Origin of the sequence: Rhodoferax ferrireducens T118 (assembly GCF_000013605.1) — a bacterium.
Classification (GTDB): Bacteria; Pseudomonadota; Gammaproteobacteria; order Burkholderiales; family Burkholderiaceae_C; genus Rhodoferax; species Rhodoferax ferrireducens.
In genome coordinates, this window is record NC_007901.1 from 32,355 (window position 1) to 46,910 (window position 14,556).

At 52.5% G+C, this 14,556-nt stretch carries 15 protein-coding genes; 2 read left to right on the forward strand and 13 right to left on the reverse strand.

Annotated features, from left to right (window positions below):
• Nucleotides 1-290 precede the first annotated feature (290 nt).
• The 6 genes from RFER_RS21665 to RFER_RS24315 form a co-directional block, all read right to left on the reverse strand.
• Complete coding sequence (locus RFER_RS21665) at nucleotides 291-662, reverse strand: single-stranded DNA-binding protein (protein ID WP_041793286.1); 372 nt, start codon at nucleotides 660-662, stop codon at nucleotides 291-293.
• Nucleotides 663-671: 9 nt separating this feature from the next.
• Nucleotides 672-1,754: a hypothetical protein gene (locus RFER_RS21670; RefSeq protein ID WP_166485891.1), complete on the reverse strand. Its 1,083-nt coding sequence runs from the start codon at nucleotides 1,752-1,754 to the stop codon at nucleotides 672-674.
• Nucleotides 1,755-1,797: 43 nt separating this feature from the next.
• A complete protein-coding gene (locus RFER_RS21675; protein WP_011458775.1) occupies nucleotides 1,798-2,514 on the reverse strand; it encodes a hypothetical protein in 717 nt (238 codons plus the stop codon).
• Nucleotides 2,511-3,473, reverse strand: coding sequence for an AAA family ATPase (locus RFER_RS21680; RefSeq protein ID WP_166485892.1), 963 nt, complete (start codon nucleotides 3,471-3,473; stop codon nucleotides 2,511-2,513). Before RFER_RS21680 ends, RFER_RS21675 begins: the two co-directional genes overlap by 4 nt.
• On the reverse strand, nucleotides 3,418-4,065 hold the full coding sequence (locus RFER_RS21685; RefSeq protein ID WP_041793289.1) for a hypothetical protein: 648 nt from the start codon (nucleotides 4,063-4,065) through the stop codon (nucleotides 3,418-3,420). Before RFER_RS21685 ends, RFER_RS21680 begins: the two co-directional genes overlap by 56 nt.
• Nucleotides 4,066-4,156: 91 nt before the next feature.
• Nucleotides 4,157-4,297, reverse strand: coding sequence for a hypothetical protein (locus tag RFER_RS24315; protein WP_166485893.1), 141 nt, complete (start codon nucleotides 4,295-4,297; stop codon nucleotides 4,157-4,159).
• Between the two features lie 726 nt (nucleotides 4,298-5,023).
• On the opposite strand from RFER_RS24315, the gene RFER_RS21690 reads away from it, so the two are divergent.
• Together RFER_RS21690 and RFER_RS21695 are read left to right on the forward strand one after the other, a co-directional pair.
• Nucleotides 5,024-5,878, forward strand: a complete 855-nt coding sequence (locus RFER_RS21690; protein WP_166485894.1) for a hypothetical protein — start codon at nucleotides 5,024-5,026, stop codon at nucleotides 5,876-5,878.
• Between the two features lie 100 nt (nucleotides 5,879-5,978).
• Complete coding sequence (locus RFER_RS21695) at nucleotides 5,979-7,799, forward strand: ATP-dependent helicase (RefSeq protein WP_011458771.1); 1,821 nt, start codon at nucleotides 5,979-5,981, stop codon at nucleotides 7,797-7,799.
• Here RFER_RS21695 and RFER_RS21700 read toward each other — a convergent pair.
• From RFER_RS21700 to trfA, 7 genes are all read right to left on the reverse strand, one after another.
• Nucleotides 7,796-8,638 (reverse strand): hypothetical protein, encoded by an 843-nt coding sequence (locus tag RFER_RS21700; RefSeq protein ID WP_011458770.1) that lies wholly within the window; start codon nucleotides 8,636-8,638, stop codon nucleotides 7,796-7,798. The genes RFER_RS21695 and RFER_RS21700 overlap by 4 nt on opposite strands.
• Nucleotides 8,638-9,018: a PIN domain-containing protein gene (locus tag RFER_RS21705; RefSeq protein ID WP_011458769.1), complete on the reverse strand. Its 381-nt coding sequence runs from the start codon at nucleotides 9,016-9,018 to the stop codon at nucleotides 8,638-8,640. The genes RFER_RS21700 and RFER_RS21705 overlap by 1 nt, the downstream gene beginning before the upstream one ends.
• Nucleotides 9,015-10,067 (reverse strand): ParB N-terminal domain-containing protein, encoded by a 1,053-nt coding sequence (locus RFER_RS21710; protein WP_011458768.1) that lies wholly within the window; start codon nucleotides 10,065-10,067, stop codon nucleotides 9,015-9,017. The genes RFER_RS21705 and RFER_RS21710 overlap by 4 nt, the downstream gene beginning before the upstream one ends.
• Entirely contained in the window at nucleotides 10,064-10,753 is a 690-nt protein-coding gene (locus RFER_RS21715) for a chromosome partitioning ATPase-like (RefSeq protein ID WP_011458767.1), read from the reverse strand. The genes RFER_RS21710 and RFER_RS21715 overlap by 4 nt, the downstream gene beginning before the upstream one ends.
• Before the next feature lie 1,093 nt (nucleotides 10,754-11,846).
• Nucleotides 11,847-12,143, reverse strand: a complete 297-nt coding sequence (locus RFER_RS24320) for a hypothetical protein (RefSeq protein WP_166485895.1) — start codon at nucleotides 12,141-12,143, stop codon at nucleotides 11,847-11,849.
• Nucleotides 12,144-12,347: 204 nt separating this feature from the next.
• Complete coding sequence (locus RFER_RS23665) at nucleotides 12,348-13,310, reverse strand: hypothetical protein (RefSeq protein ID WP_011458766.1); 963 nt, start codon at nucleotides 13,308-13,310, stop codon at nucleotides 12,348-12,350.
• 90 nt (nucleotides 13,311-13,400) lie between these two features.
• Entirely contained in the window at nucleotides 13,401-14,324 is a 924-nt protein-coding gene (trfA, locus tag RFER_RS21725; protein ID WP_041793293.1) for a plasmid replication initiator TrfA, read from the reverse strand.
• Between the last annotated feature and the right edge of the window lie 232 nt (nucleotides 14,325-14,556).

The window sequence follows — 14,556 nt, forward strand, 5'->3', positions numbered from 1 at the left end:
AAAAAGTCAATAACTTAGCCTTACTGGGAAGTCCGGCGATGGACGGGTCGGGTAAACAGCCCCGAAGGGCTGCTCCCCATTTCAAACACCTTTAGGTCGAGCACTTGGGGCTCAAACAACTTCGTGGCCCCGCAGGACTGGCCTGGGGCGGTTGAAATTTCGGCTCTACAACCTGCGTTGGACCGAGGCTTCCCAAAGGAAGGTGGAAACTAGCCGATTTCCAAAGTCTGCGACACAGAACTTGGAAATCAGCTCTCACCCCTTATGAGGGGGTGAGAGTGATCAAGCTTTTAAGAGCTGTCTTTTTGGCTGTCTGGCCCGGGTTGCGCCGGGTTCGCCTTTCTGTCAAATTCAATGTGGTCCACAAGAATGTAGGTCAGTGGCAAGGTTTTTCCGTCTGCCACCTTGTAATTGCGCGTGCGCAATTGTCCTGACACACACACGAACCTACTTTTGTAAAGCTGGTCCTGGAGTGCTCGGGCACGATCCCCATAGATCACGGCCGTAACCCAGGTCGTCCAGTATTTGGCGTCCCCAGTGTTGTCGTCGCGTCCAATGTAGTCATTGACCGCCACCGATATCTCTCCTTCCGCTCGGGTGTTCTCACCGATCCGAAGGTCGATGTCCTTTCCGAGGTGTCCGGAAATTACTACATGGTTCATCAATTCTCCTTATGCTCTTTCCAAAACTTTCAACTGAAATTCATTGCGGAATTTCTGTTCACCACCGGCGAGAGTTACCCGGGTTCTGCCCAGAGAGATAATTTCAACGGAGTCGCCTGTACTGACATTATTTTCCGTGAACAACTCCTGCAGGCGCACCCCCCGAAGAGAAGTGCACTCGCCTTCACAATCGATCAATGCCTCAAACACCGCGTCTCCGTCACCGGTACCGCCATTGGATTGGAACATCATCTTTCGCATACCGAATTCCACCACGCGCCCCACTGTAAAGGCGCGAGCCGGCCGTTTTGGTTTTTGCTCCACCTTCACAGTGGCGTGCGATGACGATGCAGCAGGTTCATTGACCGCCGCTTCGTGTTTTGCTCCTTCGGAGCCTGCGAGTTCTCCGCGCAAGATGGCCAATGCCCGCGCCGACGCCTCAGGATCGGCCACTGGGGCCGGTTTGTAAACGTCCTTCGTTCCTGGTCCGACCACCACTGCTGGCGGTGCCAAGTTAAAGTATCGCGGCCCTTTGGACGACAGCAGATCTTCAATGAACTTGATTCCGATCGACTCGGTATCAAGAACAGCGTCCTCGTAGGTTACGCCGTTCACCAAATTGACATCCGGTAAATCGAACGACTCTCGCAAATACAGTGTCCGCATCAGTTCAACGGCTGCCGGGCTGATCGCACGAATCTTTCGCCGTGCCATATTCTCGTTCTTGTACACAGAAACAGATGCCGTGAAGCTGTCTGAGAACTGCACACTGACATGAAAGTCGGCCACGGTTCTCAAGGTTGACGCCGTACGCGGACCTACGGCAATCCGACGTTCGGGCGACGGATTTGCAGGGGCGGGAGCCAACGGTATCGTGGGGTCGACCGGGATCGGCGATGCCTTAGCGTGCTCGCCACCAGTTGGGGTGGTTTCCTCTTCATCGCCAGTTCCCGGCAGACCAGGCGGCGATGATTCTGTTGAAAATGCCGTCTTCGCAACCCACGACAGGCCTTTTACTGCATATCCAATCGCGAGGAAGACCCCCATCACAATGGCCACAAGGAGGCCCACTATGGTTTCAATCAATTTCATCATATTTTTTCCTTTCCGCGCGTTACGCGGTTGTCTGTCGGACTTAGAAGTCCAAAATGTTTGTTGCCTTGATGATCTGAGCCAGGTCTAGTCTGCAAAATTGCAGGAGTCCGGACTTTCGACAGTATTCAAGATCGTCCAGATGGGTATCAAACTCTTCAAGAAAGGCTCTTGCCTGTTCTGTCCTTGAAAAATCCCATCTTGTAACTTGGTACCCCTGGTCGGGATCACAGCAATGCACCGTTATCTCGTTGCTAGAGCAAAACTCGTGGATGGCCCCGAACACTGCACCACTATGAGCCCTCCTGGTCACGTGGGCCGAGAGGTATTTCGAATTTCGCGCTGCGCTAGGGCTTCCCGTCTGACAGCTTTGTTGGAGTAGCACCAGGATCTCACCTTTGGCATCGGTAATCGCGGCCTCAATCGTTGGCTCGTAAGGCGAGAAGGCCAGCGCAATACCGGATTCAAGTCGTGACATGGTTGCCGCCACCTGTGAGGCCGCCGTTTTCACCGGTGCCTCGACGCCATGGAAAGCCATTGCCCACTCATCGGGGAGCGCCTGCAGTGCATCGGACAAGCGCAGCCGGTCGTCTTGCGTCTGCAGGACTAGATCTGCGATGCAGATCGCGCTGCGCCGCCCATGATGCGTCAGGGGTTCCACCCCGCCCAAGCCTCTCTTGACTTCGGTGAGAAACCCCGGCGCATGAACCTGCAGGTCCGACGTCTCCCCTTCAATCACAAGGGGAAAATTGATCGTCATCGCGTCATTCCAGACAACGTGTAGGGCGACGGCACACTGGTCTTCAATTCCACGATCTTGTGAATCTCGTACGCAACTTCCGGACGGCACGAAAATGTGAGCGCCCGCTGCAGGCCCATGTGAGCAGCACCTGGGCGCTTGGAGTATTGGATCCAGAAAATGGCCCAGTTGCACAGGACGCGCGTGGAAATGATTTCCGGTATCGCATCTGCCCCCGTGGACTCCGACTGCTTGCGTATGTCCTCTGCCACATCAAGCATCTTGCCAACCAGCAATTTGGAGTCCTCTTCGCTGGTCCCGCTGTATTTGCGCCAGACACTGAGCAAAATCGCTTCCTCTTCCGCCCGTGTTCCGTAAGACACATTGATCCAGAAAAAGCGTTCCTTCAATGCCGCATCCATTTCCTTGCGGCCCCGGTACATGAAGTCGTTGGAGCCTTTGGGATTAATGGTGCCGTAGATCCGGAATCCTTGGGCTGGCATGAATTGCTCACCCGCCTCAGGAAGCGAGATCGGTGCGCCCTCGTGGGCTACATCGTTGAGTGCAATTTGCACATCCTCAGGCATGGCGTTGAACTCGTTGATCAACACAGAGTGGCCATGCCGAGCTGCACTGGTCACTGGCGCGTCTTGCCAGATCAACTTGCCCTGCTCATTGAGCACGTATTGGCCGAAAAGGGCCTCCAGCGTGGTTTTGCCGTTGCCGGTCATAACCTGCAGATTGGAACCCACCCGGTGGTGGAACTGCTCGACAATGGATGTCTTGCCCGAGCCCTTGTGGCCGGTCAACATGCAAGAACGAAAGTTCAAACGCCAAAAAACCAGCATGTCCCGGATCAGATCTTCCCGGAACACGTAATTGTCCAGAGGCGTGACCCCGTAAATTGGAGGTGCATCCTGCACCTCAATTTGAACTGATGAGTTCGTCCCGAACAGCTCTTGAATTGTCTTGGTAGCCATATGGCATTTCCTTAATTGGGTTGGAATCGACCGCTTCGACGGGCGTCTGGCGCACGCGCAGACAATCGATCTGGTCATTGAGGGCTTCGCAAAGAAGCTCGTAATCGATTTCTTCGACCAAGCAGCAGAACTGCGCGGTGAAGGGAATCTTGTGCATCGGCTTTGAGCCGATGGTGGCGAATATCCAGTCAAGTCCTTCTTGCTTGATCTTGGCATTGCCGCGTGTGTTGTACAAACAGTCCAGAACGTCGTAGAGCAGCTTTGATGCAATCAAAGCAATAATCTCAAACGTCGGGACTGAAAACTCCGTGTTGCGACCCCGGTTTCGCAGGTGCTTGAAGCAACCTCGCGTTAGGTCTGTGTCGGTGGATAACTTTTCCTCCGTGTCGTCCGGCTGCCAGGCATGTTCAATGCCCCAGACCGTATCGGGCAACAACGACTGGTTAAGGTCGATGCCATCAAGGTTTGGTTTGGAAGTGCGCCGCGGGCCACGATTTTTGCGCTTGAGCGCGTAGATCGCCAAAAGGGTTTCAAGCGATTGCGTGTAGCCCCCCTGCTCGAAGGGAAGTTCCACCTGGCTGAATTCAAGCATGGTGAATCTCCAAATTTGGATGGGACGGTTGAACCGTCGGAAACAAAAAAGCCCCATCACTGACGTGATGAGGCTTTCCTGCTGAGGCTGCTTATTTCGAAGCAGCCTCAATTTGTGTCTCAATGTTCGTGGAGCGAACACTGAACATTTTTTCGGCATGACCAAGAGTGGACATACCGGATGCGAACATGGCTGCTGCCAAAATGGCGGCGGCAATAACGATCTTTTTCATGGAAGCTCCATTGCTCTGGTCGGAGCAAAAAGAAAAATGACTTCCATGCTGACCAGGCTGGAAGGTTTGCCTTCCAGGCGTGGTCTTTTTTGAAAACGGATGACGAGAGTCATCGTTTTTGATAATCCGCTGAAGAGCGGAGTACCAGTGCAGAGCACCAGAAAGAACCGTTATCTCAACATCCTGCACTTTTCACAGGATCTAAAGAAACGGCTCGGCTCATGGCGCGTAGCAGGGGCAGCAAGTTTGACTTGCCATTTATGACATGCCGACTCACTTAGTCAGGCAAGGCCTGAGGTCGACGTACCGTGGCAGCTTCAGGGCGATGCCACGGAATACAACTCAACGCTGTTGAATGTGACTTGATTCTAACGAAGCCAAGACACACTCAAAAATGATGAGTACCCGCCAAGGACAGAATAGATCGCCTCGGCAGGTGCACACCTGACAAACGGCACTCCCAGACAGGAATGCGCTTCTCTGAAACAAACTTTAAATTTGGGCCACCGTCGCGGACCATATATTTGACATGATCGGAATGATTACGAGTCCCATCTGCTCGGCACCGAACAAGTATCCAGTACGCGCACAGTATGCCCCGGAAACTGTATCCAAGTCAAATTCGGCACACTTTTTTTGTCAACTACTGAAATTTGCACACTATTTGCCGGTAGCGTTTCGTTTTTGAGTAGTTTTCTCTCACTTTCTGGTTGAAATGCCGGTATTGTGAGGACCATCGAAACCACGAAAGATGAATCCATGACAGCCGTAGCAGAAAAACAGCAGCAGCCACGTGTGCAGCCAAGCCCGGGTGACCGCCATGCAACCTTGATTGCAGCCAACATGAAGGCGAAGACTCAGTTCGCCGACAAATACGAAGGTGCGTCGATTCGGCTGAAAACGATTTTGCACAACCGTCCCGTGATTCGCTCCTTCAAGCGCATCTTCAACATCAGTATGCGCAATTGGTATATCGCCACGTCGGTTCCGCGCGCTTCATTGGGTGACGCCTCGTTGGCCTCCCAGGTTGAAGCTGGCATGCTTAAGAAAATTGGCGAAACCATTGAATACTTCAAGAAGCAAATCAAACAGTGCGAAATAGTCGCTGCTGACGGCGAAGTGGACTTCGCACTGATCAGCCATGGCGCCGAATTTACCGACGACACCCGAGTCATCGGGCCGGTCGCGATGCAACTGCGTCAACTGTTCCTGATGGCTGACCACTACCTGGACCTGACGCAAGCACTCTATTCGTTCGCCCAGATTACGGGTGACGAGGCGAACAATGCCAGCTACGAAGTCAAAAAGCGTCTCGAGGCCGCCTCCACCAGTATTCGCAACTTCCGACGCCTCTCCCTGGAGAAGGTCAACGATTCCGGAAAAAACCGTGAGGGCTTCAAAGCTGTTGCAGTCGACGGCGATCAGGCAGGCCAACTCAAGGACGCCCTGCCCGCTTCAGACGAAGCAGGTAACGTGGTTGGGATTGCCAGCGCGGGCGTTGCCGAGACGCCAGCCGGTGCACCGGCCGAACCCGATGAAGACAGTCTCGACACAGCCACCAATGCCCGCAAGGCCGCGTAAGCCTTGAAGTTAAACCGGTTGTTCATAGGCCTCTGACAAGGTCTTCAAAGGGGACCAATTGGTCCCCTTAGTTTTTGGTGTCGCTTAGGAGTTATTGCAAATGGGTCTCAACGTTGAGCAGGAACGGGCTGTCTTCTGCACGGAAAACCTGATGGTCCTTGCACCCCCGGGATCGGGGAAGACTGGAACGCTCGTGGCAAAAACGAAGTACATCATCACGATGATTCCCGAGTCGATCGTGCTCCTGGTGACGTTCACAGACGCCAGCGCCAAAGAGGCTCGTGAACGCATCGGCAAATTGCTCACGTCCGTTCAGATGCGCCGGGTAACGGTCAGCACATTCCACAGCCACGCCATCGAGCAACTGCGCCGGGCTGGCAAGCTCGGTCGTATCATGGCGCCCCACGAATCAACGGATTTGGTAAAACGTGCCCTGGTGGACTGCGGCTCCACCATGGACTTCATGGAGGCTGAGGCCGAACTGCAGGCCGCCAAAGCCAGTCCTGAATTCACAGGCGAGGAAAAGGACTTTATCAAGGCCTATGAACACCGCAAGCTCCTGCATAGATCCATCGACCTGCAGGACGTGGTCAGGGAAGCCGTGAACGGAATGCGCGCCAAGAATGCCGACAAGCATATCCCTCCACTGGCTGCCACGCACGTTCTATGCGATGAGTTTCAGGACGTTGACTGGAACCAGTTGCATTGGCTTTTGTGCTACCGCGAGTTTGGGGCCATAGTCACCGTTGTGGGTGATGACGACCAATCGGTTTACGGCTGGCGGAACGCCCTGGGTTATGCGGCCATGCAGGCGTTTAGAGATCGCGTCAATCCAACGGTCATCACCTTGGAGGTCAACTATCGGTCACGACGCGAGATCATTCAAAGTGCGACATGCCTCATTCGTAACAATCCAAAAAGGATGGACAAGGTCGTTGTCAGCAAGATCGGCGATGGAGGTGAAGTCTTTCTCGCAAAACCTGCCGATAAAGAGGCTGAGGCCACAATGATCATTGATGCCATCATCAATGATGCAGAGGAAAAAGGGCATGAATTGCACCTTGTCCCCACTGGTCGGTGGGGCGTCATTGCCAGAAACAACCGCGATCTCTGGCTGATAGCCGCCATGTTGCGCAAAGCGGGCATACCGTTCGTCAAGTCAACAAAGAAGGATGACGCGCCATGGGAAATCATGCGGTTTTGCGGCATGCTCGTCTCCATTCAGACAAACGATAGTTTGGGTTTGCGCCAGACTATGAGTTCAATGGGCATTAGTGAAAAGACGTTGCGATCTGTGCACGACAAAATGGGGGATGACTTCTATCGGATCATGGACGGGGACTTCCCGGACCTTGAGGATGTGGCCATTGAAGATAAGCCATTGCTCAAGGCATTTTTGCAGATCTGCCCGCGGTGGCGGGATCTGACGGCAAACGGTCACTATGGGCGCGTGATCGGCGCAGTCGGAGAATGGTTTCTCGACACCATTGTGCGCGGCGATGACACCATTCAGGATTTTAGAAATTTTGTGAAAATGCTCAGTGGCGACTCATCAAAAATGAGCGGAACTGACTTCCCCTCCACAACCGGGAGTTCTGTCAGGCAGAATTTACGCGCGAGACCCAGGGGTAATCTTCAGGTTCGCGTCCTGAATTACTTTCGTCAGGATGACAAAAAGAGCAGCGGTGGCGTGGCGCTCTACACCATGCACGGGTCCAAGGGCTTGGAGTTCGACAAGGTTTTTCTAGTGCAGTGCAACAGTGGCACCATCCCATCGAGCAAAAGCAAATCGGTGGACGAAGAAAGGCGACTCTTTTACGTGGCCATGACCCGCGCCCGGCAGGAGTTGACCATGAGCAGCATCAGCACGAAATCCAGCAGTATTTTTCTTTCGGAAGTCGGAGACGTAACGATGCTTTAAGCTGCCGAGGTGGCCATCTCCTGGCACATTTGGGCGATCATGGCCGGGTCAAGGTGGGGCGAGTTGTCCCCGAGGACCCGCATGATCAGACTGACTACTTTGAACGCTTCAAAGGTTGGAAGCGGCACAACACGGGCCACCGTTGCCTGACGGATGCTCACCAGATAGCCTGCCTGCGCCTGTTTCGTCAACGTCATCCGTTTATCACGCGCAGCGCCGTGGTTCGCGAACTCGACAGAAGGCAACCAGTTGCGCAGGACGGCCAGCACTTGCATCGCTTCAGAATCACTGAACTGGAGAATGATCTTGTCGCTCCAATTGAAACCCTGCGATCGGCTGTCGCGTCCAGCGCCCTCGACTTGAAGGCAAGAGCGTCCGTCTCGCGTTTTTGCGTATTCAAACGTGACAGCGGCCTTCGTGCCATAGACGCGGTGAACTTTGCGCTCGATGGATGTCGACATGTCCTGTGGCGCTGCGCCCATGGATGAGCCAATGAACGCTGCGGCCTGACTCTTGAGTTCTGAACTGGTCACTTGCGCAAGATAGACCGTAACGGCAGCGCGCAGTGGCTTCCCGACGCGCAGGAACGCCTGGACTCGTTCTGTCAGGTTTGGGGTCAGCCTGAGGGCTCGCAGCACCTGGCTGGTCACCACGCTCACCGCCATCACGGCCGCGCGCAAGTCTCCCCAGTGCGCCGAGTCCTTCTGGAGTTGAGAACAGCCGACCAGCCACGCCAGCCATATTGGGCCTGCGCCTTGTGCGATGGCCTGCACCTCCTGTTCTCCAAGGGGCGCGTAGCCACACATTTCCAAATGACGGTTAACTTCGTGAAGTTGCATTAAAAAGTCGCGCCAGCGGCGCCCCTGATCTGGTCTTTTCGCGTTGGTGGCTCTACCCTCGTGGCCGAAACGCCCATACGCGACATATGCGTTAGCAATGGATCAAAACCTTTGTCACGGCTGATTACCGTGATGCGTGATGAACGATCCATATTGACAATCATTCCTGCGTAGAACGCCACATGGAAATCGAGCGCGTTAGGGCCTTTCCCTTCAATGTTGATGTACTCGCCTCGGCGCCCCACCCACTGCGCGAGACGAGGATGAATCTTGGCCGTTGTCTGGCCGAGAAACACAATCACCTGGGCATCGTCGGCGATATTGCAGTGACGCAAGCTCGGCCCGACATTTTCGTAATCGACCAGGTAGAACTCGCTCATACGGGGTCAGCCTTAAGTACCTCTTGCAGTTTTTCATGAAGGAGTTCGAGTTTGTCGGAGGTCAATCCCTTGACGGAAAGTTCGAGATTACCTTTGCTGACCAATACTTTCAGCGTTACGGGTTTGCCTGCAAACAGGTAATTTCGAATCTCAGAACGGATCTTTTTCTTCTTTTTTCTTGGCGAAAGCAGCGATGCCACCAAGTCTTCGACTTGTCGAGCTGACATCTCAGAGCGATTTATGTCATCGATGAGATTGTCTGCCAATGCGCAAAGATCGACTGGCTCAACTTTTTCCGAATCCAGCTCAGGTTCTGCAGAGTTCAAGTCGCCCGAACTAGCAGGTGCCGCCGCAGCATCTTTCGGTTGCTCATTGGGACTGAATATTTTGCTGATTGCACAAGCAACACGCAACTGTGTCAACTGTGGGTAATCCAACATGCGCCTTTTGATGCGATCCGGTATGGCGTTGATCGACAAAATTTTAGAGACTATTGCCTGGTCAACCCCTATCGACAGACCCAGTTCAACCTGACTTAAAAACACCTTGTTGTCGAGTAAGTATTTAAACCGAATCGCGTCATCCATCACCGTCTGGTCACTGCGTTCAACGTTGATGCGGCGCGATTCAAGATAGGCTTCTTTTTCGGACTGGGGTTTGACGCAGATCTCGACACGAAGTGTCGTGATGCCGAACGCATTAGCGCCGCGCCAGCGCTTTTGACCATCGATCAGGTAGACGAGTCCGTCCTCCAAGTAACCACGCGCCGGCACTTCTTGTCCATTTTCCAGCATGCTCTTGCCCATCAACTCCACTTCTGAATTGGTGTAATAGGCTCTGGCGTTAAGGTGGTTTTCGCGTATTTCTGACAAAGGTACTTCATACGGCTTGCCAACGACGTATATCCCAATGTTTTCGGACAGTGTTGGTGCCTTATGAACCGGTTCATAAGCCTGTGCAGAGGGCTGCTGAGCCATCATGGAGCGAAGTTGATCCGCCGCCCCATCACGAAGAATCAGCGAGCTAGGTTTGATTTTTTGCTTGCTCATTTTTTAATCGCCTTCTTTGCGGCGCTTTGCATCAGCGCCATTGACTCTTGGAAAAACGCTTCAAATTCATCCCGCGCCTTGGCAGCGGTGCTCTGCGTCATTTCGCTGATGCCGCTACCAATTCGTCCAGCATCCCGCCACGCCTTGCGCTCCTTCAGGGATGCGTTGAAAAGATGAATTCCTGGGCACTCCTGATTGAGGAATTCACGAGCATCTTGTTCTTCAGTCGAGTTCCATGGTCCGGGCACTTTGTTGAACAGTATCCCGATAGGTATGCGCCCGCGTATGTGACTGTGGTTTGCGTGTTGAAATGCTTCGTACAAGAGCACTGTGGCGGCCATGTCGTTCTGACCGAGTTGTGTTGGAGCGACCCAAAGGTCCGCGATCCGTGCAAGTTCCGTGACTTTGCTGTAGTCACGAGCACCAATATCCACAACGACCACATCGTATTTTTCATTCAGATCAATGATGCTGCGTGTTGGAGCATCAATGATCTGTACGACCTGCACATGTGGGGTTGTGCCTAGATGAGCGCGAATAGCTCCAAAGTTGGCGGAAGAGGATGTCGAGTCGGTGTCAACCAGTACAACCGAAAGAGCCTCATCCATGGCCCGGCGGGCATAGCTGGTCGCAACTGTGGATTTTCCGACGCCACCCTTTGGGTGGCCAATAACGACAATTGTCATATTTAAAGCCTTTCGTTGGTTAAGGTTTAGATCTTATTTGTTTGCAACATTTATGCAACTTTATTTGTTCATTATTGTTACTTAAATTTAAAATTCACAAAGACGCAACAAGTTCCAACTCAATTTTGACTGGTTTTGCGTATGAACCGGTTCATACGCAAAGACTTATGCTGACCCTCTTGGCAAGTCATATCGCTATGAACCAGTTCATAGGTGGCCTGGTTACATCGGAGCGCTCATGTTGATCAGTTCGTTTCAACCTTCAACGTATGCTCTTGCCGTCGATACTCAATCTTCCTCGCATTCCTTAAACAGACGCGACACGGGGTCTGTGAGATCGCGTGCTCATGCCTCAATCGCACTTAACCATGCCCGTTGTTTTGCCCCAATCGCGCTAGTAACAGTAGATTGCTTAGCCCTGACACTTGTCGTCTTGTGGCGCCACTCCTAACCTGGTGGTTGTTAGACATTGACAGATGCGAACTATGAACCGGTTCATACCCCGCGGCCCGCTTTCTGCTTTTCTGGGCTCGGAGTTTTATGAACCGGTTCATAGCAGGGTGGTTCCAATCGAAGCGTCATTCCGAACCAATCTCAGCTGATCGAAATAGTCTGTGAACAACTTCTCTATTTATTCGCGCTTTTTCGACCCTGCCGCCAAGTTTGTCAGGGCGAGTGCCCAGACCTCAGGGTAGTTCACCATTCACTATTCTTTTGATTTCAATTATTTGATCTTCCCAGGCTCCCGGTTGTAGTCGCTGTGCAGCACATTCTGACTATGAACCGGTTCATAGTCGTGTGCATGCCGTTCATCAATGGTTTGTCACTGCGGTGTTTCGCCTCGATCGGGTAATGGAACCACGGCCCGATCTACCAGATCTTCCAGAGAACAGCTGGGATTGGCGAGCGGACCGTAGAAAGGCGGATCAGTGGTAAAGGCGTGGCTCACGTCGCTGACTTGAGGAGGTTTCTATTTGGAGAGCTGGAAGTCCTATGTCCAAGCCCCCAGGAACATCGAACGCTCTATGGCTTGGCCTTATGGACGTGTCACTGGTACGAGATGTCCAGCTCAAGCATTGCCGCACTTGATCGACTAGTTACTGTCGACTGCGGACACTCGAAGCAAAGCTCGGTCTGATGGTGCAACTTGCTGGTGGGCGGTGGGAAAAGCGGGGTTGATTTCAAACACGTCCTGAGTCTGACGTGTTGGTGCTCGAGTCGGTGAAGTACCAAGCGGATCGATGGCCAGGTCTGCTGAAAACAGCGGCCCAGCCATGCTAGGTCGGTTAAGGTCTGGCACTTTACCATGTGCTTTTTTCTCAGGAACACCTATACAAATTTCAGCATTCAGCAACTGGCGTGACAAAGTGCAGTAGCTAATGAGTTTCATGTATTGCAGTTTTTTTCAGGAATAAAGCCACCGAATGTCGATAGAACTGGCGTTATCGCTATCTTCTAACCATTTGGTCATTTTTCTCATGGACTTCTGCTTGTTGACAGCAAGACGCTGGTCTATTCAGCCCAGGGCCGGTTGCGCTCAATCGACTATGAACCGGTTCATAGGCATATTGATGGCTCAACCACACCGCAAAACTTACAGTTCAGCCCTGAGAATGAACTTAACCAGCGCTTCCCCTGCCAGACAGCCCTTGAAGATCGGTTTTTCATTCGCCTCCTGGAAGACCTCGCATGGCCGCATGAACTCACCGACCCTGACTACCATCCCGCGCCATGTCACCCGCTTGCCCTCCAATCTGGCCCAGGCATCCCTTAATTCGGTTTTCTGAGCAACTTCCGCAGTGACCCCTTGCTGCTCAGCCGCAGCTTGTGCAGCGACCGCTGCAAAGTCTTTTGGCAGGCCAATCAGTCGTCGGATGTAGGCGTATTTGTTTGTGGCCTTGGCAATATTTTTCCCACATACCGCCACCACATCCGATAGTCGTACGCCAGTTTTAGAAGCAACCCCCATAAGTTTGAAAACAGCATTTCGTGTCAAACCTTGTTCTTCCAGTGGCACGAGGTCGTTAGGAAGTTCGCCGGATTTTGCGTTAGCAAGACCTACAGTTGTCTCTTTAGATTGAATGGTAGTTAGTACGTGGGAAGTTTTTTTCCGTGGGGCAGAATATTCCAGGGGGCAGTCAAGTTGCAAAGCCTTGACTCCAAACTCCGTTAGACGAACTGTCAGGCACCTGAACGCCCCCCAAGTTGACCGAGCCTGTTCTCTCACAATGAGTCCGGCATTTTCGAGTTCGTTGAGCCAGTTCGTTACGGTCTTATCGCACCTGTCGACCAACTCGGAAAAATTTACGCGCTTGACCCAAAAGTCAGCTTGCCCATTGCGGGCTTCAACACGTCGTAAAAGAATGGAAAGCGCCCATCGTCCAGTAGGGGAAAGGGGCACGGGGAAAGCTGGATCCAAAGCGCGGCAAATCGCATCCCGGATGGCTTGCGGAGGCAAAGAAAGCCCCTGACAAGTCGTATGTGTCATCTTCAAACCTTTTAACAAATTGAAGGCGTGACACAACCGAAGCGTTTGAATATATAATTCAAACACCATCCTGATCCGGTGGGTTATGTCTCACCCTTTGGGTGACTTCAAAGGCTCCGAGTGCAAATCGGAGCCTTTGTCGTTTCTAGAGGCAGTCTTTTAGTTGTTTTCCATTTCGGGCGCCTTGTGAATTCTGATGTTGGGTGGTGTGCCCCGATTGATCGGAGCCTCGGCCGTCCTATTGATGTGCAGGACATTGGCAGCGTCAAATGCGAAGTGATGGATGTATCCAGGGCTCCGCAGTTCTTCTAGCGCGACTTTGATATTTTGCTTTGCGCTTCTAATGTTGGTCGGGTTCAACCCGAGGAATTTTATAAAGTCGTCTCTGTGAATTGAGATCAAATCGGTAGGGGAGGCGAGCACCATGTCGAGTATTTTCCGACTCATAGTGCGCAACTCTTTGTACTGCTGGTCTGATTTGATCTCGATCATCCCGGCCTGGTACATATGGGCAGCGAAATGATCCATGCGAACAGTCCACCGAGTATTCGGCCCTACCTTATTCATGGCCTTGCCTGCTATATGTCCCACCGCAACGTTTGAGACGTAAGACATTGTGATCCACCCTGTCTTGCGGCCATTGCGTTTGCCCATCACTTTGATTTGTGCGTTCTGTAAACGGTCCAAAGCATCGGAGAGCCTCTTGTAACAAGCCCCGCTGTTGTCCCATCCCAAATCGTTCAAAAATCGATTGGCAGTAAAAGTAACCTCGACTTGGTCTTCTTCATTGAAGGTGCGACCTCGGGCCATGTGCATGAGCTGCAGCCAGACCAATTTATCAGTATCCTCGCGGAGCTCTTCGCCCTTGAAGTAAACCTCCAGGTTGGCCTCACAGTAGACAGGCGTCAACTTGCCGTAAATCTTGCGTTCACCTCTTGCTGCCGTGAAAAGGCACGATACGGCCATCTGCACAGGAAACCCACGTATGTTTTCCGACCATGACGGCAAAACCGCCACTTCATCCAAGACTGGATTCGCGGCGGTTTCTGGAAAACTGATCTCAAACTGTAATTGTCTTTGCATTATTTAACTCGGAAGTGAATTTTCACTCGATTACTCAACAAATCTACGGGTCGGGTTCGGTCTCTCACCTACAAGAACCGGTTTTTCACCTACGAAGTTCGGTCTTTCACATACGCAACGATTATCCCTTAGGTTAAACGTCGCGATTTAATGCCAATTCTGAAATATGACCGCTATTTTTCTATCAATCGGATAACACTTGTCGCACGAATTCTTGTCTGTGGTGGTGGTC

Excerpts from the sequence above, each read along its gene's own strand:
- RFER_RS21665 (WP_041793286.1), bottom strand. The coding sequence starts at position 662 with ATGAACCATGTAGTAATTTCCGGACACCTCGGAAAGGACATCGACCTT.
- RFER_RS21670 (WP_166485891.1), bottom strand. The coding sequence starts at position 1,754 with ATGAAATTGATTGAAACCATAGTGGGCCTCCTTGTGGCCATTGTGATG.
- RFER_RS21675 (WP_011458775.1), bottom strand. The coding sequence starts at position 2,514 with ATGACGATCAATTTTCCCCTTGTGATTGAAGGGGAGACGTCGGACCTG.
- RFER_RS21680 (WP_166485892.1), bottom strand. The coding sequence starts at position 3,473 with ATGGCTACCAAGACAATTCAAGAGCTGTTCGGGACGAACTCATCAGTT.
- RFER_RS21685 (WP_041793289.1), bottom strand. The coding sequence starts at position 4,065 with ATGCTTGAATTCAGCCAGGTGGAACTTCCCTTCGAGCAGGGGGGCTAC.
- RFER_RS24315 (WP_166485893.1), bottom strand. The coding sequence starts at position 4,297 with ATGAAAAAGATCGTTATTGCCGCCGCCATTTTGGCAGCAGCCATGTTC.
- RFER_RS21695 (WP_011458771.1), top strand. The coding sequence starts at position 5,979 with ATGGGTCTCAACGTTGAGCAGGAACGGGCTGTCTTCTGCACGGAAAAC.
- RFER_RS21700 (WP_011458770.1), bottom strand. The coding sequence starts at position 8,638 with ATGCAACTTCACGAAGTTAACCGTCATTTGGAAATGTGTGGCTACGCG.
- RFER_RS21705 (WP_011458769.1), bottom strand. The coding sequence starts at position 9,018 with ATGAGCGAGTTCTACCTGGTCGATTACGAAAATGTCGGGCCGAGCTTG.
- RFER_RS21710 (WP_011458768.1), bottom strand. The coding sequence starts at position 10,067 with ATGAGCAAGCAAAAAATCAAACCTAGCTCGCTGATTCTTCGTGATGGG.
- RFER_RS21715 (WP_011458767.1), bottom strand. The coding sequence starts at position 10,753 with ATGACAATTGTCGTTATTGGCCACCCAAAGGGTGGCGTCGGAAAATCC.
- RFER_RS24320 (WP_166485895.1), bottom strand. The coding sequence starts at position 12,143 with ATGAAACTCATTAGCTACTGCACTTTGTCACGCCAGTTGCTGAATGCT.
- RFER_RS23665 (WP_011458766.1), bottom strand. The coding sequence starts at position 13,310 with ATGGTGTTTGAATTATATATTCAAACGCTTCGGTTGTGTCACGCCTTC.
- trfA (WP_041793293.1), bottom strand. The coding sequence starts at position 14,324 with ATGCAAAGACAATTACAGTTTGAGATCAGTTTTCCAGAAACCGCCGCG.